Raw genomic sequence first — 18123 nt, 5'->3', positions numbered from 1 at the left:
CCCTGGCGCAGTCGCTCGTTTAGATTATTTTGCGAAGGCTCACAGCCATTCGAATCGGCGATTTGACGATCCGCGGTATACGCGGCATGCTTGCTCGATCATGAGCATTTATGCTCGTTTATGCAGGTTGTAGACCCATGAGCTCACCCAACGATGTATTCCCCGGCGAACGCCAGCAGTTCATCAGCGAACGCCTTGCGCGATATGGCCGCGTGATCGCGGCCGATCTGGCCAGTGAACTGAATGTGTCCGAGCACTCGATCCGACGCGACCTGGGGGCGTTGGCGGCGGCCGGGCTATGTAAACGCGTTTACGGGGGCGCCATTCTCCTGCCCGCGGCCGAGCGACCGATAGACGTTCGCGTCAGGCAGGACGCCGGGCGCAAGAACAGTCTCGGCCAGACCGCCGCCGGGTTGTTGAGCGCCGGGCAGCACGTCTTCATCGATGCCGGTTCCACCAACCTGGCCATTGCCTGCGCCATTGACCCCCAGCTCCAGTTCACCGTCACCACCAACTCGCCACTGATTGCGGTGCAACTGATGAAGTTGCCTCGCGCCGAGGTCATCGTGCTGGGCGGGCGCTTGAACCCGGTGGCAGGCGGCGCAATCGGGCTGGCCGCGGCGCAGCAGCTGCGGCAGTTCAGTTTCGACCTGTGCTTTCTCGGCGCCTGCGCCATCGATCCGGACAACGGCATTACCGCTTTCGGCCTGGACGACGCTGAATTCAAGCGCGCGGTGGTCGCAGCGAGCGGCCAGGTGGTCGTGGCGGTGACCAACGAAAAACTCTCCAGCGTGGCGCACTACCAGGTGGCCGCGTGTGGCGAAGTTTCCGCACTGGTGGTGGAGCACGACGCGCCGCGGGAGCGCCTGGAGCCTTTCTTCAGCCGGATTTCCAATGTCGTGACGGCGTCTCGTTAGGTCGCTCGCTGCCGGGCTTGCCCCAATGCCAGTCAGTTGAGGAGCAAACGGCGCTAATCCTGTGGGAGCAAGCTTTACTCCCACGGGTTGTGGCTTAACTGACTGGCATCAGGCTTGCCGGGCCTCGACGCGAACGACCAGCCAGATGCCCGCCCCGGACACCAGCATTCCCAACGCCATCGGCCATGACAGCGGTTCGTTGAACATGGCCCAGGCCCAAAGCATTGTGACCGGTGGGCTGAGGTAGAGGAGGCTGGCGACGCGGGTGGCGGTTGCGCGGCGCAGGCAGAGCCAGTACAGCCCATAGCCGCCCATCGTCGACAAGCCCACCGTCCATAGCACGCTCAGGGCGAACCCGGCGCTGGGTATCGGAGCCAGGCTACCCGGTATGCCTTCAAGAACGGCAAATACCACGCCCGACACACAGCATTGCAGCCAGAGGTTGGGCATCAGGCCCAGGGCTTCGGACGCTGGCAGACACTTTTGCCAAAGGGTCGCGACGGCCAGGGAAAGCATGCCCAGCAAGGGCAGGGCATAGGCCCATCCTGGCGCGTGTCCCCAGGCGAGCGCACCGTGGGTGGCCAGCGCGGCGCCGGCCAGGCCGATGACCAGGCCTGCCCAGACTTGCCAGGGCTGTCGCTGTCCGAGGGCGCAGGCACCCAGCAGCGCCAGGCCCATCGGCAGCAGGTCGGCGAACAACGCGGCGAGGCCCGCGGGCACGCCCAGGGCAATGCCCTGGGTGATACCGGCGAGATAGCCGCCCATGGCCAGCAGGCCGATGCCGGCGTTTTTCAGTAGCGCCGCCGCCGGCGCCCGGCGTAACGGCTTGGCAACGAAGGGAAACAACACCAGTGTGATCACGACGCAGCGCCAGAACACCACCAGCAACGGAGGCGCGTAATCGATGGAAAAGCGCGCTCCGACAAAACCGGAGCTCCAGGTCAGGATCAATGTGGCTTCCAGCAAGGGCAACGGAATCATCCAGTACCAGGCGGAACGGGTCGAGGCAGGGCATGGGATCGTTTTCATGACCCCACGCTACAAAAACGCAGTAATCTGATAAATCAAAATGTGTTGCAGCAGTTCTTCACAAAAGGTGAATCATGGCGGCCGTACTCGACATCGAGCTGATTCGTACATTTCACGCCGTTGCGCGTATCGGCAAGTTCAGCGCCGCGGCAGAGCATCTGCATAAAAGCCCGGCGGCGGTGAGCGTGCATGTGCAGCGGCTGGAGGCGGTCGCCGGCGGGCGCCTGCTCAACCGCGACAATCAATCGGTCTCGCTGACGGCGCTGGGCAAGCGCCTGCTCATGTCGACTACGGAATTGCTGAGCGCCCATGACCGAGTGCTAGCCGATCTGCAGGGTAGCCGTCTGGCGGGGCGCATCAGTCTGGGAGTGCCCGACGAATATGCCAATCATGTCATCCGCGACATTCTGCCGACGTTCGTGGCGGCCTGGCCCAACGTGGTGCTGGAGCTCAAGACCGCCCCCAGTTATGCGCTACGGGACCTGGTGCAGCGTGGAAAACTCCAGGCCGCCGTCGTCACCCTGCCGAAGGGCCAGCAGGACGCGCAGGGGCAGGTGTTGGTACCGGCCACGCCTGTCTGGGTCGGGCCGATCAACATGATGCTGACCCTTTCGCAACCGCTCCCATTGGCCGTACACGCGGCGCAGTGCCCTTATCGACAAGCCATGCTCGAATCGCTCCGGCACAGCGGCCGCAAGGTGCGCATCGTGCTGGAAAGTCCCTCCAACCAGGCCGTCAAGGCGTGCGTCGAGGCCGGGCTGGCGATCAGCCTGATCGATCGTGCCCGTGTGACGGAGAAGATGCAGATACTCACGGGCCTGCCGGTCATTCCGGAGCATGACGTGGTGTTCATGCGCTCGCCCGGTGGCGAGGCCGATGAGGCGGTGGATTTGCTGGGCCAGGCCATGGGACAGCTGTTCAGGCTTTAGTGGCCTGTAACCGTACAGGCCACTGCCGATACCACTCAGGTGCGGAAGTGCCCCACCCGTTGCTGCTGATGATTCGCCATGTCATAGAGCTGAAGGCTGGCTTGCGACGCGTCCTGCATCCGGCTGGTCAATGTTTCGCTGATCGTGCGGATGTCGCTGACACGATGGCTGATGTCTTCGACCACTGAGCTTTGTTCCAGGGCCGCGCTGGCGATCTGCTGGTTCATTTGTTCGATCACTTCCACGGCGTCGCTGATGTGCTGCAACGCCACTTGGGTCTGCTCGACTTGAACCACGCTGCCCCTGGCCAGTTCGCGGCTGAGCTGGGTGTTGTGTACGACCTCCTGGCTGAGCTGTTGCAGCGCCTCGATCACCCTGCGGATGTGTTCCACCGAGTTCTGGGTATTGCTGGCCAAGTGTCGGACTTCGTCTGCCACCACCGCGAAGCCGCGCCCCTGTTCGCCGGCCCTGGCCGCTTCAATCGCAGCGTTCAGGGCCAGCAGGTTGGTTTGCTGGGCGATGGCGCAGATCACGTCCAGCACCTGGTTGATCTGCTGGCTGTTGTCGGCCAGGGTCTGCACCTGGCCGAGGGTGGTTTCGAGGCTTTGATCAAGGGTACCGATACTGCTGACGGCGTTGGCGAACAGGGCTCGTCCGGATCGGCTGGCACTTTCGGCGCGAGTGGCCGCATCCGCCGCCTGATGGGAATGTCGGGCGACTTCCTGGGCACTGGCGCTCATCTCATGCAGCGCGGTAGCGGCCAGCTCGACATCCCGGTACTGCCTGGACATGCCCGTGCTCACTTCCTGGGCCACCTGGGAGGAGGTATCGGCGGTGTTGCGGGTGTCCTGGGACGCTTGCTGGATATCGCGGATGATGGGTTGCAGCTTGGCGAGGAAGCGATTGAAGCCGTTGGCCAGTTGGCCCAGCTCGTCGCTGCGGTCGTCGGGCAGGCGCCGGGTGAGGTCGCCGTCGCCTTCGACAATGGCATTGAGCATGTCGGCGACGCTGAGCAGCGGCCGGGTTACGCCGTAGGCGGTCAGCCAGATGAGCGACAAGCCCAGACCGCCGGCCAGCAGGCCCAGGCCGAGGTTGACCCAGTTGGCGTGTTGCTGCCGTTCATCCAGCTGGGCCTGCATCTGCAAGGCCGGTGCCTGCACCAGCGCTTCGGGAACCCGTATCTGCAACTGCCACGGGGCGCCGTTCGCGACGGTCTGCACGCTCTGGCGCACGTCGACCGAGGTCTCCGATACGCTGCCGCTGTGGCCGGCAAGCTGGCCCGATGAGGACAGAATGCTGATCTCGCTGTGGCCAGGATACAAGTCATCGGCCAAGCTGGCGGCGAGTTTCTGCAAGGTGTCGAGGCTGATGTCCATACCCACGACGCCGATGGCCTGTCCCTTGTCCATCAGCGGCACCGAGATACTGCTCATGAGGGTTTTCCTGCCCTCGACTTCGACTTCGTAGGGCTCCGTCACGCAGGTTCGCCGCTCGGTCTGCGGGCAGAAGTACCAGGCGTTCCCCGGTTCGCTGCCCGGCGGAGCACTGTTTGCAACGATCTGGGCTTCGCTGAGTATTTCCTGGACCAGTTGCCCCGGCTGGCTTTGCGACCAATACAAGGCAAAGCGACCTTTTTCGTTCCCGGCCAGGTTTCGCTGGTCGGAAAAACCGGCATCTTCCCCGGCCAGCGCGTCGGGCAACAACACGACGTACAGCCCGAGGATCTTCTCGCGCTTGAGCAAGGCCTGGCGGGCGGCGCCGATCAGCGCCTGGCGCAGTTGCGTGGCGGTCAATCGGCCGTCCAGGGTCTGGGCGCGTAGCTGCAGCACTTCCTGGCTGAATCCTTCCCCGTACAACGCTGTTTCGTTGAAGAAGCGCTCAACCCGCTGGCCGTGGGCGAGGGCTTGGGCCTGCAGGCGTTCCAGGGCTGACTGGCCCAACAAAAGACTGCTCTGTTGCTTCAACAACTTTGCGCCCTGCTGGTTCTGGTACAGGGAAGCACCGGTCAATGCGCCGACCACGGCGAGGAGGGACAGCCCACTCAAAAGCGTGATCCGCCACTGAATACTGAGACGCGCGAAGAACATGCCGGGACTTCCTGCTGGAGGCTTCAGATCGCACGCAGACAAAGCCTGGGGTGGCATTGGAAGGCGCGTCCCGCCTGATTGTTATTGTGGGGGACCCGGACTTGGTTCAAGAGCGGGCGAGGTCATCTTGCCGGACGCAATGTCCATGTCGTTAGCCCGAATCGGCAGCCACTGCCGAGTGCCGGACATCGCGATTGCCCCGCTTTGGGGCGGGGCTCCCGATGCTGCCGATTTGGGATAGCGAACGGTTTTGGCGAGGGCATAGGATCGACCCCAGCACCCAGGCAGCAAGCGAGTGCACAGCGGTGAGTCTGGCGTGCCCGGATCCTGCAACAGCGGCCTCATACAATAAGGTTAAAAAAATGAGCGTATCTTTTCCGATCAGCAACTCGACGGAGTTGAAGCGAGGCGCCTTGGGTGTCGGCTTCATCATTTTCTTCGTGGTATCGGCTGCAAGCCCACTGAGCGTCATCGCCGGAGGCTTTCCCATCGGCATCATGCTGGGGAACGGTGCCGGTACGCCGGCCTTGTTGATCCTGGCCCTATTGGTATTGCTGGCGTTCTCGGCGGGATACACCGCCATGTCCCGGCACATGACCAACGCGGGCGGTTTCTATGCCTTCACCGCCCGTGGGCTGGGTGGCCTGGCCGGCGGCGCGGCGGGGGTGTTGGCAATGTTCGCCTACAACATCCTGCAAGTGGGCCTGTACGGCATGTTCGGCGGGGTCGTCAGCGGCACAATGGCCAGTGTCTTCAACCTGGACTTGCCGTGGTGGTGTTATTCGCTCCTGGCCATGGCGAGTGTGGCGATTCTGGGTTATCGCAAGATCGACCTCTCTGCGCGGGTGCTCTCGGTGGTGGTCATCGCCGAGTACCTGGCCATCCTGATCCTGGATTTCGCCATCCTCAAGAGCGGTGGCGACAGTGGCATCAATCTCGATTCGTTTGACCGCAGCCACGTGCTCAGCGGCACGCCGTCCATTGGCCTGTTGTTCTGTTTTGCCGCCTTCATCGGCTTTGAAGCCACCACCATCTATGGCGAAGAGGCCCGCGATCCGCACCGTACCATTCCCATCGCCACCTACAGCTCGGTGCTGTTGATCGGCGGTTTCTATGCCTTGTCGGTGTGGGCCATGGTGGTGGGGGTGGGGGCGGACAAGATTGTCCCGACGTTGCAGGCATTGCAGGACCCGACCACGTTCATCTATGGCATGTCCGATCACTTTGTCGGCCCGCACCTGACCCAGGTCATCCGTATCCTGTTCATGGTCAGCATCTATGCCGGACTGCTGGCGTTCCACAATGCCGCGGCCCGTTATTTCTACGCCATCGGCCGTGACGGTCTGCTGCATCGCCAATTGGGCACGACTCACCGCGTCCACCAGAGCCCGCACATGGGCTCGGCGCTGCAAAGCCTGATTGCCGCCGTGGTGGTGCTGATTTTCGCCGCGCTGGATGCCGACCCGATCCTGCAGCTGTTCGCCTGGTTCTCCAACTTGGCGACTCTGTGCGTGATCCTGCTGATGGCACTGACCTCGGCGGCGGTGGTGGTCTACTTCCGGCGCCACCCGGAACTGAAGCTCGGCCTCTGGCGCGGGCGGATCCTGCCAGTGTTTTCCTGCCTGGCATTGCTGGTGGTCCTGGCGCTCGCGGTGATTCATTTCGACGTGCTGACCGGGGCCAGTGCGCGGCTGTCTTATGCCCTCTGCGCCATCATCCCCGTTGCGCTGGTCGTCGGTGTAGGCCTGGCGATCCGGCTACGCAGGATTTCCCCCGAGCGGTTCAAGACCCTGGGTAGCCACAAGCTTTAGGGTCTGTCGCAGCACTGTTCAACTCTCACGAAAAATACCGGTCCGCGTGGTACGGGACGGCCCGTCCGCGCGCGAAAGGGAGGTACTGATGCACGATTATCAAATGCTCATCAACGGGGTTGCGGTCAGCGGCGAACAGGGTGGCTTCGATGTCATCAACCCGGCCACCGGCAGCGCCTTTGCCCGCTGTCCCGCCGGCTCCCTGGCCCAGTTGGACCTGGCGGTCGACGCGGCCCAGGCGGCCTTCAGCGAGTGGCGCCACAGCACTCACGAAGACCGGCGGGAGCGCTTGCTGGGCATCGCCGCGGACATCGAAGCGCAAGCCGAGGCGTTGGCACGATTGATTGTCCAGGAGCAGGGCAAGCCGCTGGCGCTCGCGCTGTTCGAAGTCATGGGGGCAGTGGCCTGGACGCGCTACACCGCCGAACAGCAGATTCCGGTGGAGCGGGTGGAAGAAACCCCGACCCAGCGTATCGAGCTGCACCGCAAGCCGTTGGGGGTGGTGGCCTCGATCACGCCTTGGAACTGGCCGTTCATGATCGCCATCTGGCACATCATGCCGGCGCTGCGGGCCGGCAATTGCGTGATCAGCAAACCGTCCAGCCTCACGCCGTTGAGTACCCTGAGCCTGGTGCACATCATCGCCCGCCATGTGCCCAAGGGTGTGATCAACGTCGTGACCGGAGAACAGGGTTTCGGCAGCGCGATCACCTCCCATGCCGGCATCCACAAGATCGTATTCACCGGCTCGACCGCCACCGGCCAGAGCGTGATGCGCGGCGCCGCGAGCAATCTCAAGCGCCTGACGCTGGAGCTGGGCGGCAATGACGCCGCCATCGTGTTGCCCGGCACCCCGGTGGAGGCCGTGGCCGAAGACATTTTCCAGGCGGCCTTCCTGAACATGGGCCAGACCTGTGCCGCCCTCAAGCGCCTGTACATCCACCAATCCCAATACGAGGCCTTCGCCGACGCGCTGGTGCGGATCGCGGCGCGCCAGGTGGTGGGTGACGGCCTGGAGCCCGGCGTCACTTTCGGGCCGGTGCAGAACCTTGAACAGCTGGAACTGGTCGAGGCGCTGGTCGCCGACGCCCGTGCCCATGGCGGTCGGGTGTTGTGCGGCGGTGCTCGGTTGGACCGGCCGGGGTTTTTCTATCCGCCGACCCTTGTGGCCGACGTGACGGACGGGCACCGGCTGGTCGATGAAGAACAGTTCGGTCCGGTGCTGCCGTTGATTGCCTATCAGGATATCGAGGACGTCTTGCGTCGCGCCAATGCCAGCGACATGGGCCTGGGGGGCTCGGTGTGGGGCAGTGATGTCGCGCAGGCACAGGCCTTGGCCGGTCGCCTGGAAAGCGGCGTGGCCTGGGTCAACTGCCACGCGCAGATCCAACCGAATACGCCTTTTGGCGGCAGCAAGATGTCCGGGTTCGGCGTCGAGTTCGGCCTTGAAGGGTTGCTGGAGTTCACCGGCCAGCAACTGCTGTTTGTACGCACCCGTGAAACTGAGTGAGGACTTGAATCATGTACGAGCAATACAAGACAGCGCAGAAGAAGTTCTGGCACCCGATGAGTTCCGCGGCACCGGCCCAGCGCTCGAAAACCCTGATCATCGCCAAGGGTGACGGCAACTACATCACCGATATCGACGGCCAGCGCATGCTCGACGGCGTCGGCGGTTTGTGGAACGTTAACGTGGGCCACAATCGAGCCTCGGTAAAGGCCGCCATCGCCGCGCAACTGGATGAACTGGCGTATTACCAGACGTTCGATGGTATCGCTCATCCACGGGTGTTCGACCTGGCTGAGCGGCTGGTCTCGATGTTTGCCCAGGAGAACATGGCCCGGGTGCTGTTCAGCGCCGGCGGTTCGGATGCGGTGGAGACGGCATTGAAAATGGCCCGCCAGTACTGGATCGCCAGTGGCGAGCCGGGGCGTACCCGTTTCCTGTCGTTGCGCAACGGTTACCACGGCGTGCACATGGGCGGCACTTCGGTGGGCGGTAACGGTGTCTATCACTACAACCACGGGCCATTGCTCGCGGGCTGCCATTTGCTCGACACGCCGTGGCTGTATCGCAACCCCTGGGATTGCCGCGATCCGGAAGAACTGACTGCCCACTGCATTCGTCAGTTGGAAGACCAGATCGCGCTGTTGGGCGGGCAAACCATCGCTGCGCTGATCGCCGAACCGGTGCAGGGGGCCGGCGGCGTCATCGTGCCGCCGGCGAACTACTGGAAGAGGCTGCGGGAAGTCTGCGATCGCCACGGCATTCTGTTGATCGCCGACGAAGTGGTGACGGGGTTCGGTCGCACGGGCTTCATGCTCGGCAGTCGGGGTTGGGGTGTCGCGCCGGACGTGTTGTGCCTGGCCAAGGGCATCACCGCCGGTTACATCCCGATGGGCGCCACGGTGTTCAACCAGCGGATCGCCAATGCCATCGAGAACGGCCCGGGGTTCAGCAGTGTGATCATGCACGGCTACACCTACAGCGGCCACCCGACCGCGTGTGCCGCGGCCCTGGCGGTGCTGGACATTGTCGAGGCCGAGGATCTGCCGGGCAACGCCGGGAAAATCGGCGCTCAGTTGCTGGAGCAACTGCAGCCGCTGGCGGAACGCTACGCGGTGGTCGGTGAGGCGCGCGGCAAGGGCTTGATGATCGCCCTGGACCTGGTGACGGACAAGGCCACCCGCGAGCCCCTCGATCCGGCGACCGGCCTTGCTGCGCGGATTGCCGATGAAGCGCGCCGTGGCGGTGTGCTGGTGCGTCCGATCGGCAACAAGATCGTCTTGTCGCCGCCGCTGACCCTGACATCAGAAGAAGCCGGTTTGATCGTTCAGGCCCTCGATCACGCCCTGGCCACCTGCCGCTGACCTGCAAAGCCGGTGCAGTCATCTGCACCGGCTTCACGAATCGCCAAGACAGCCTTTGAAAGGCGCACCACAAGGAGCTTCAGCCATGCGGTATCCATCGCGTATTGAATTTTTCAGCAGCGGTCTCGCCTGCACGTTGGCGTTCTGCGCCATGGGCCAGGCCCAGGCCTATGAGCTGTACGCCGACGAAGACAGCCACCTCAACGCTGACCTGCTGGCGGTGTTCGGTCATTTCAACAGCCGCAAGAACTACGACGGCACACCGGGCGGGTCCACCTGGCGGGAAGGCTTCATCAAATATGGCGTGAGTGGCGACCAGGCCTTGGCCGGTCGGGGAACCGCCTACGGCGCATTCAGCCTGGTCAGTTCCGCGACCTGGGGCGACGGTGACGCGGCAGGGAACAGTCTGGGGAGCGAGCGGACCACGAAAATTGAAGACGCTTATCTGGGCTGGCGTTCCGCCGATCTGTTCCCGCTGTTGGGCCAGGACGGCGTCGACATCTCCGGTGGACGCCAGGTGGTCAAGTTGGGCAGGGGATTTCTGATCAACGACGACGGGCCGAACATGGGCAAGGGCCCCGCCGATGGCCGCCTGAACCGTGGTGGTGCCTATTACCTGGCGGCTCGACACGCTTTCGACCAAACCGCGGTGGTGCGCCTGGGCGGGCAGGACGGTGTGCATGGCAGCGTGGCGTGGCTCAAGTCCGACAACCGTGCTCAGGCCGAAACTGAACTGGCCGCCGGTACCCTGGACTACACGGCCAAGGCCGGAACGCTGGGGCTGACCTGGGTCCATGGCATTGATGTGAGTGACCACTGGGCCAGTGATTTTCAGAAGCAACGCAAAGGGATGGATGTCTACAGCATTCGCGGTGAAGGTGACGCAGGGATCGAGAACGCCAGCCTGGCGTTTGAGTACGCCTGGCAAGACAAGGACGCCGGTCCCGAGAAAGCCTGGTACGCCGAGGCCGGATACACTTTTGCCGACGTGACCTGGTCACCGAAACTGACATACCGCTATTCCCGCTACTCGCAGAAATGGGACTCGCTGTTTACCGGCCAGAGTACCGGCTACGGGACCTGGTTCCAGGGCGAAGTGGCCGGCAACTACGCCGGGCCATTCAACAGCAATACCGCCATCCATCACGTCGGCCTGAAGGCCACGCCATTGGAGAACCTGACCCTCGGCGCGCTGTTCTTCGATTTCAACACGGTGCGCAAAAGCAATGCGCTGAACCTGGATGCGCGGGAGCTGGACCTCTATGCCGAGTGGGCCGTCAATCCGCACCTGATCGTCACGCCGCTCATAGGGCTCTACAAACCGGACCGGGACTCGACCACCGGCGGCAATCAAGCCACCGGCAACGGCACCAACGTGTACAGCCAGGTGAGTGTGGCCGTTCCGTTCTGAGGCACGGGCTGCGGCGGCCTAGTGCTGAAGGGGGGCGGGTGGGTTGTGCATTTTTTCGGCAATGCGCCGGGTGGTCTCCATCACCATTTCAACCACGGTTTCCTGGCGCAGCAGCTTGAAGCTCTGGGTGCTGCCGACCGCGGAAAGGCTGCCCACCACCTCGTCGATCTCGGAATTGATGATCGGCGCGGCGATACCGGTCAGTCCCTGGTTGAGTTCGTCGTGGGTCAGGCAGTAGCCATCCTTGCGGATCTTTTTGGCTGCCTTGGAAAAGCTGGCCCAGTCGTAGGGATTGTCCGGGTCGTTGGCCAAGTGCTCGTCGTACAGGCGTTGCAGGCGCCGGCTCTTCTGGAAGGCGATCAGGACCTTGGACTGCGCACCGCGAAAAAACGGCAGCGGCTGGCCGCGACCGAAGGCAAAGCGGTACGTGTCAGTGGGTTCGGCGATGTAGGTGTTGATGATGTGACCGTCGTAGAAAACGCTGGCGAACACCGCCAGGCCGGTTTCTTCGGACAGCTCGTGCATCAGCTCGCGGCCGGCCACGAGGATCGGGTCGTACTGCCGCATCATCCAGTCCAGTTCGATGATCCGTGGACCCAGGCCATAGCTGCCGGCATCCACCCGGCTTAGCAGGCCGGCGTCGCACAGGTCCTTGACGTAGCGGTACACGGTCGCCCGTGAGAGGCCCATGTGCTCGGCGATGGTGTCGGGGTCGATCTTCAGCCGTTGCGGGCCGAACAGGTCCAGGACACTCAACATTTTACTCAGACTGCTCATTTGGCTCCTAAAGGGGAAGGGCGCGTGGCTGGCCGTTTGGTGAGCACTATAGGTAGACGCGCCTGGGATGGAAAGCCTGCTCACCGGCTGATGCAAGCGCTGCAACGTTACTCCAGGGCTTGAGAAATGCAAGCGGATTTGCAAGATATGATGCGCCATAAATTCACATTAATCTCAAAATACGAGCTTTATGAAAATAAAATGCTTGTTATGTTGGTTTTGATGTGTGATAAATCTCAGCCATTGCAAACGCTCGAACAAGAGGGCTGGAAATGAATGGCGCGCAATTGATAGTGAAGGCGGCGGTGGCAAGCGGTATCGAGTACTGTTTCGCCAACCCCGGAACGACCGAAATCCCCCTGGTGGCCGCCATGGCCAGCGCCCCGGCCCTCAAGCCGGTTCTGTCCTTGTTCGAAGGTGTATGCACTGGCGCCGCGGACGGTTACGGCCGGATTGCCGGCAAGCCGGCGATGACCCTGACGCATCTGGGGCCTGGTTTCGCCAACGGCATTGCCAACCTGCACAATGCCCGTCGCGCCAACACCCCGATCGTCAACGTCATCGGCGATCACGCCTCCTGGCACGTCAACTACGATCCGCCGCTGGCCAGCGATATCCAGGCATTGGCCGGGAGCGTCTCCGGCTGGGTGCGTACATCGCGCACGGCATCGGGTATCGGCGAGGATCTCCAGGAGGCCGTGCGGTCCGCCTGGCAAGCCAAGGGCCAGATCGCCAGCCTGATCCTGCCGATGGACCTGCAAGCCAACGAAGTGGCGCAGGAAACGGCCTTCAGCACCTTGCACGCGCCGGTTCGGCGGTTTGCCGGTGACCGGATCGAAGCCATCGCCCAGGCACTGCGCAATGGTCAGCGCCTGGTGTTTATCGTGGGTGACCAGGGCCTGTCGGTTGCCGGCCTTGAAGCGGCAGGGCGCCTGGCACAGCTGCCCGGTGTGCACTTGTTCGCCGAAACCTTTCCGCGCTTGAGCTATCGCGGCGGTGGCCTGCCGGACCTGGATCGCTTGCCCTATTTCCCCGAAGTGGCCATCGGCGTCCTGGACCAATACGACGCGGTGGTGTGTGCCGGCATTCCGGAGCCGATCAGTTACTTCGGCTACGAAGGCATTCCGTCTCGCTTGGCGGAACGGGATCGCCTGCTTTACCTGGCTGACGTCGGTGATGACGTGGCCGGTGCACTCACCGCACTGGCCGACGCACTGGAAGCACCGGCTTTCGTGCCGACGCCGATGGGGGTCGAGTTGCCGCCTGCTACCGCCGAGTTGACCCCGCAGTCGATAGGGCAGGTGTTGGCCGCTTCGTTGCCGGATGACTGCATTGTCTCGGTGGAGGGTGGCACTTGCGGCTACCCGTTCTTCACCGCGTCGGCCCGTGCCGCACGGCATCGGGTGCTGACCAATACCGGGGGGGCCATCGGCCAGGGCATTCCGGTGGGGTTCGGCGCAGCGCTGGCCGAGCGAGGCAATCGGGTGTTCTGCCTGCAATCGGACGGCAGTGCCCAGTACACCATCCAGACCCTGTGGAGCATCGCCCGGGAACAGCTGCCGGTGGTGATTCTGATTGCGGCCAACCATCGCTACGCAATTCTGCAGAACGAGTTGCGCCGGTTTGGCATGACTGATTTCGGTCCCGAAGCCCTGAGCCTGACCGTGCTGGACCGTCCACGCGTCGACTGGAAAGCCCTGGCCAAGGGCTACGGCCTGGCGGCGAGCACGGTGCACACCAATGCCGAATTGCAATGCGCCTTGGCCAATGCGGCCGCCGATGGCGGTCCTTGCCTGATTGAAATGGCGCTGTGAAGGAGGGGATATGAGCCAGATCCAACTGTTACCTGCCGTCGAGAAATTCCTTGCGCAACCCGGCCGACTGTTCATTGGCGGCACCTGGCAGGACGCCGCCAGCGGTCGCCGGTTTGCCGTGGAAAACCCGGCCAGCGAAAGCAGCGTGGCTGAAGTGGCGGAAGGCGGTGAACGCGATGTCGACGCGGCCGTCGCAGCGGCCCGCGCAGCTTTCACCGGGCCGTGGGCGCAGCATTCGCCGGCCCAGCGTGGCCTGTTGTTGTTCCGCCTGGCGGAATTGCTGGATCAGCACCGCGAGGAACTGGCCCAGTTGATCACGCTGGAGAACGGCAAGCCGATTGCCAATGCCCGCGGTGAAGCGGCCAGCGCCGCCAACATCATTCGTTATTTTGCCGGCTGGCCGACCAAGATCGAGGGCAGCACGCACCCGGTGTCTCCCGCCAGCGGCGCGCCGATGCTCAATTACACCGTGCGTGAGCCCGTGGGCGTCTGCGCGCTGATCGTGCCGTGGAATTTCCCGCTGACCATGTGCGTGTGGAAGCTCGGCCCGGTGCTGGCGACCGGTTGCGTCGCGGTGCTCAAGCCGGCCGAACAGACGCCCCTGGTTGCGATTCGCCTGGTGCAGTTGATCGAGGCCGCCGGCTTCCCGGCCGGGGTGGTCAACCTGGTCACCGGCCTGGGCGCCCATACCGGCGCGCCGCTGGCCGGGCACCCGGACGTGGACAAGATCGCCTTTACCGGTTCGACCCAGGTCGGTCGGCTGATCGCTCAAGCGGCCACCGGCAACATGAAAAAGGTGTCCCTGGAGCTGGGCGGCAAGTCGCCCAACATCATTTTGCCGGACGCCGATATCGTGCGCGCCGCCAAGGGCGCCGCGGATGGGATTTTCTACAACCAGGGCCAGGTCTGCACCGCCGGCTCGCGTCTGTATGTGCACGCCAGCGTCCTCGACCAGGTCCTGGAAGAACTCCAGCGCCATGCCGCCGCCCATGTGCTGGGCCCTGGACTGGATCCGGCCAGCAGCATGGGGCCGCTGGTGTCGGCCCGGCAATTGGGCTCGGTCCATGGCTATCTGCAACGGGGCCAGGAGGAGGGCGCCGAACTGATCTGCGGCGGCGACCGGCCGGCCCACCTGGAGCGCGGCCATTTCATTCAGCCCAGCGTGTTCCTTGACCGCGCCGAGCGGGCCTGCGTCGCCCGCGAGGAAATCTTCGGCCCGGTGCTGACCGTCATGAGCTGGACCGAGGTCGATGAGCTGGTCCTGCGGGCCAACGACTCGCCCTACGGCCTGGCGGCCGGTCTCTGGACCCGGGACTTGCGCTCCGCGCACCGCGTGGCCGCGCAATTGAAGGCCGGCTCGGTGTGGATCAACTGCTGGAACGTCGTCGACCCGGCCTCGCCATTCGGTGGCTACAAACAGTCCGGGTGGGGACGGGAAATGAGCAAGAACGTGATCGATGCCTACACCGAAACCAAAAGTGTTTTCGTCGATCTCGCCTGAGCCGAACAATCACAAGAGGAACTGCTATGGATCTGGAATTACAAGGCCGCGTGGCCATCGTCACCGGCGGTGGCATGGGCATCGGCAAGGAAGTCGCACGCTTTCTGTCCCAGGAAGGTTGCAAGGTGGTGATCTGCGCGCGGCGCATGGAGTATCTCGAACAGGCCGCTGAAGAAATCACCGCAGAGACCGGCAACGAAGTGCTGCCGCTGTTCTGTGACACCAACCAGATGTCGGCCGTGTCCGACATGGTGCACGCCGCCCACAAGCACTTCGGTCGCATCGACATCCTGGTCAACGGTGCCGCGGCGCCGTCCGGCGTGGTGCGCAATGACATCGAGCACGCGGGCGACGACGAACTGCTCTCGGACCTCAACACCAAGGTCATCGGCTATTTCCGGTGTGCCAAGGCCGTGACCCCGCACATGAAGGCGGGCGGCTTCGGTCGCATCATCAACATCGGCGGCCTGACCGGTCGTGGCAGCAAGGTCCTCTCGGGGATGCGCAACCTGGCCATCGCCCACATGACCAAGACGCTCTCCGACCAGCTCGGCCCTGCCGGCATCACCGTCAACCTGATCCATCCCGGTGTGGTGGATACCCCGCACATCCAGGAGCTGTACGAACGCGAAGGGATCAAGCAGGGCAAGACGCCGGGGCAGGTCGAGCAGGGCTACATCGACGCGACGCCGATCCGACGCACCCTCGCGCCCATCGAAATGGGTTGGCTGATCGGCTTCCTGGCATCGCCCAAGGCCGGCGCGGTGACGGGCGAATCCATCGGCATCGATGGCGGCCTGACACGTGGCATCTTCATTTGAGGAGCAGCAGCAATGAGTAACGGAACCCTTTTGGTCGCCACCGTCGGGCAGGCAGTGATCCGCAGCGCCGACGACGGCCGCACCTGGCACCGCCTGGGCCTGGGGCAGGACCTTGAGTTCGATGCAATCACCCGGTCCCTGAGCGTCCACCCTGGCACGCCTGAAGTGATCTATGCCGGCACCGACGTCGGCCTGTGTGTCAGTCACGACACCGGCGGTCACTGGCAGCGGGTGGACTCGCCATTCAACGGCCAGACCGTGTGGAAGGTCGCCGTGGACCCTGCGGATGCCCAGCGTATTTTCGTCGGTACGGGCGCACCTTCCCGCGCCGTGCTCTGGCGCACCCTCGACGGCGGCCAGAGCTGGGACCGCGCACCGGTGGACATTCCGGAGTTCTGCGAGGGTGTCAGTCGACCACGCTTGCTGGCCTTCGCCTATGACCCTACGGATCGCAACCAGCTCTGGTTCGGCCTGGAAGAGGGCGGTCTGTTCCATAGCCGCGATGGCGGCGATAGCTGGACTCGGGTCGACGACCGGCTGCTGTGGGACTTCAACTCGGATGTCCACAACATCCTGGTACTGCCCAACCACGGCCAGAAGGTCATCGTGGTGGTGTGTGTCAACGCGGTCTACCGCAGCCTCGATGAAGGACAGACCTGGACCGGGATCATTGCCCGCGAAACCTTCGGCTTGTACTACGTGCGGGCCATGAACGCACCGCTGGGCAGCGAGGACACGCTCTACCTGAGCATTTCCGACGGCACGCCCGGCACCACCAGCAAGGTCCTCGTCTCCCGCGATGCGGCGGTCAGTTGGGAGGTGTTGCCCCTGCCGCAGCAACCCAATTCGTGCGTCTGGGCGATTGCCTGCAACCCGGCTGACCCGCGCCAGATCGTCGCCGGCACCAAGTACGGGCACCTGTTCACCTCCGAGAACGGCGGTGACGGCTGGCAGAAGCAGTGGCGTGAGTTCAGCGAGATCGCCGATGTGCTCTGGACACCGGCGGTGGCGCAGATCAAGTCCGGACACCAATCCATCATCAAGAACTGAGGTATCGCGCGATGAAAGTCGAGGTCGTTCGTACCCACCTGTCGCTGTTCGTTCGCGACCCGGAAACGTCGGCACGCTGGTACGCCGATGTCCTGGGCATGCACGAAAGCGCCCGGGGGGACAGCTGGATCATGATGGCGTTCGGTGCCAAGCACCACGACATCGCGTTGCTCCGGGCCGAGCCGGGAGCCCATCAGGGCGGCCTGGGATTGCAGCACTACGGGCTGGAAATCGCCGGTGACATGACCACGCTGCGCCAGCTGTACGGCATGTTGCTCGGCAAGGGGATCGAAGTGGTGAAAATCACCGACCACGAAATCGGCCATGGCGTGTACTTCAACGACCCCGACGGCAACCGCATGGAATTCTTCCTCGAGACTGAACATGACGACGAACGCGGCAAGGCCCGTTTCAAGGCCGCCGGAGCACCCAGTCGCAAGTTTGATCTCGACCCACTTTGAAAGAGCATCGAGTCATGAAAACCGCAAATTTTGCTACTTATCACATCCGTAAATGGTACAGCTTCGTCGAAGAAACCCTGGCCAACGAAAGCGGCCAACTGGCCGATGGCGAACCCCTGTTCAAATATGCCATTGGCGCGGTGATCGCTAACCCCTACGCCGGCCGCTACAGCGAAAGCCTGGCCGAGTTGATCGAGCCGTCGCCCTTGCTGGGCCAGGAGTTCGGTCGGCGCATCCAGGCACTGGCGGGCGAGCACGAAATCGTCAGCTACGGCAAGGCGTGCCTGGTCGGCAGCCAGGGCGAGTATGAGCATGGCAATGCGCTGCTGACCAATCCGGCGGCGGACCCGATCCGCGTCGCCCTGGGCGGCGGCAAGTCCTGGGTGCCGTCCACCGGCAAGCGCGGCGGCCCTGGCGTGACCATCGATGTGCCGCTGGCCCACAAGGATGCGCTGTACGTGCGCTCGCACTACGACAGCATTTCGCTTGCGTTCGGCGACGGCCCTTCGGCTGACGAACTGATCATCATCTGGGCCTTCGCCACCCGTGGGCGTTTGCATGCGCGTCTGGGCGGCCTGCAAGCCGCGGACGTCAAGGGCCTCGACGGCTTGTATTAAGGGGCATTGACCGTGGGAACCGAACGA

Annotated in this window: 16 protein-coding genes; 13 read left to right on the top strand and 3 right to left on the bottom strand. The window is 63.6% G+C overall.

Translation table 11 applies throughout. From position 1 onward, the window contains the following. The first annotated feature begins 137 nt into the window (after positions 1–137). Positions 138–917, top strand: a complete 780-nt coding sequence (locus tag FGE05_RS07090; protein ID WP_139643042.1) for a DeoR/GlpR family DNA-binding transcription regulator — start codon at positions 138–140, stop codon at positions 915–917. A 108-nt stretch (positions 918–1025) separates the two neighbouring features. On the opposite strand, the gene FGE05_RS07085 is transcribed toward FGE05_RS07090, so the two are convergent. Further along, positions 1026–1946, bottom strand: coding sequence for a DMT family transporter (locus FGE05_RS07085; protein WP_139643039.1), 921 nt, complete (start codon positions 1944–1946; stop codon positions 1026–1028). A gap of 74 nt (positions 1947–2020) precedes the next feature. Between FGE05_RS07085 and FGE05_RS07080 the strand changes: the two genes are divergently transcribed. Next, the gene (locus tag FGE05_RS07080; protein ID WP_139643037.1) at positions 2021–2875 is read left to right on the top strand and encodes a LysR family transcriptional regulator; all 855 of its coding nucleotides are present in this window, start codon (positions 2021–2023) and stop codon (positions 2873–2875) included. Between the two features lie 35 nt (positions 2876–2910). Here FGE05_RS07080 and FGE05_RS07075 read toward each other — a convergent pair whose 3' ends face one another. Next, the gene (locus FGE05_RS07075) at positions 2911–4962 is read right to left on the bottom strand and encodes a methyl-accepting chemotaxis protein (RefSeq protein WP_139643034.1); all 2052 of its coding nucleotides are present in this window, start codon (positions 4960–4962) and stop codon (positions 2911–2913) included. Positions 4963–5324: 362 nt separating this feature from the next. On the opposite strand from FGE05_RS07075, the gene FGE05_RS07070 reads away from it, so the two are divergent. The 4 genes from FGE05_RS07070 to FGE05_RS07055 all read left to right on the top strand — a co-directional run bounded on the left by FGE05_RS07070 (position 5325) and on the right by FGE05_RS07055 (position 11055). Beyond that, complete coding sequence (locus FGE05_RS07070) at positions 5325–6773, top strand: APC family permease (RefSeq protein ID WP_139643031.1); 1449 nt, start codon at positions 5325–5327, stop codon at positions 6771–6773. 88 nt (positions 6774–6861) lie between these two features. Beyond that, positions 6862–8283 carry an aldehyde dehydrogenase family protein gene (locus FGE05_RS07065; RefSeq protein ID WP_139643028.1) on the top strand — a complete coding sequence of 474 codons (1422 nt, stop codon included), beginning with the start codon at positions 6862–6864 and terminating at the stop codon, positions 8281–8283. An 11-nt stretch (positions 8284–8294) separates the two neighbouring features. Continuing rightward, a complete protein-coding gene (locus FGE05_RS07060; RefSeq protein ID WP_139643026.1) occupies positions 8295–9644 on the top strand; it encodes an aminotransferase class III-fold pyridoxal phosphate-dependent enzyme in 1350 nt (449 codons plus the stop codon). A gap of 85 nt (positions 9645–9729) precedes the next feature. Then, positions 9730–11055, top strand: a complete 1326-nt coding sequence (locus FGE05_RS07055) for a hypothetical protein (RefSeq protein WP_139643024.1) — start codon at positions 9730–9732, stop codon at positions 11053–11055. 18 nt (positions 11056–11073) lie between these two features. On the opposite strand, the gene FGE05_RS07050 is transcribed toward FGE05_RS07055, so the two are convergent. Further along, a complete protein-coding gene (locus tag FGE05_RS07050; protein ID WP_139643022.1) occupies positions 11074–11832 on the bottom strand; it encodes an IclR family transcriptional regulator in 759 nt (252 codons plus the stop codon). Between the two features lie 126 nt (positions 11833–11958). Between FGE05_RS07050 and FGE05_RS29800 the strand changes: the two genes are divergently transcribed. The 7 genes from FGE05_RS29800 to FGE05_RS07020 are packed head-to-tail and all read left to right on the top strand — an operon-like array spanning position 11959 to position 18096. Further along, complete coding sequence (locus FGE05_RS29800; RefSeq protein ID WP_176562985.1) at positions 11959–12108, top strand: hypothetical protein; 150 nt, start codon at positions 11959–11961, stop codon at positions 12106–12108. Beyond that, on the top strand, positions 12105–13646 hold the full coding sequence (locus FGE05_RS07045; protein WP_139643019.1) for an acetolactate synthase large subunit: 1542 nt from the start codon (positions 12105–12107) through the stop codon (positions 13644–13646). Before FGE05_RS29800 ends, FGE05_RS07045 begins: the two co-directional genes overlap by 4 nt. Before the next feature lie 10 nt (positions 13647–13656). Next, entirely contained in the window at positions 13657–15147 is a 1491-nt protein-coding gene (locus FGE05_RS07040) for an aldehyde dehydrogenase family protein (protein ID WP_139643016.1), read from the top strand. A gap of 26 nt (positions 15148–15173) precedes the next feature. Then, positions 15174–15968 (top strand): SDR family NAD(P)-dependent oxidoreductase, encoded by a 795-nt coding sequence (locus FGE05_RS07035; protein ID WP_024777297.1) that lies wholly within the window; start codon positions 15174–15176, stop codon positions 15966–15968. A 12-nt stretch (positions 15969–15980) separates the two neighbouring features. Further along, a complete protein-coding gene (locus tag FGE05_RS07030; protein WP_139643014.1) occupies positions 15981–17018 on the top strand; it encodes a YCF48-related protein in 1038 nt (345 codons plus the stop codon). An 11-nt stretch (positions 17019–17029) separates the two neighbouring features. Further along, complete coding sequence (locus FGE05_RS07025; RefSeq protein WP_139643011.1) at positions 17030–17479, top strand: VOC family protein; 450 nt, start codon at positions 17030–17032, stop codon at positions 17477–17479. A 14-nt stretch (positions 17480–17493) separates the two neighbouring features. After that, entirely contained in the window at positions 17494–18096 is a 603-nt protein-coding gene (locus tag FGE05_RS07020) for an amino acid synthesis family protein (RefSeq protein ID WP_041023086.1), read from the top strand. Positions 18097–18123: the final 27 nt, after the last annotated feature.

It is taken from the genome of Pseudomonas sp. ICMP22404 (assembly GCF_006227205.1).
Taxonomy (GTDB): Bacteria; Pseudomonadota; Gammaproteobacteria; order Pseudomonadales; family Pseudomonadaceae; genus Aquipseudomonas.
This window is presented reverse-complemented; position numbering and strand designations above follow the sequence as displayed.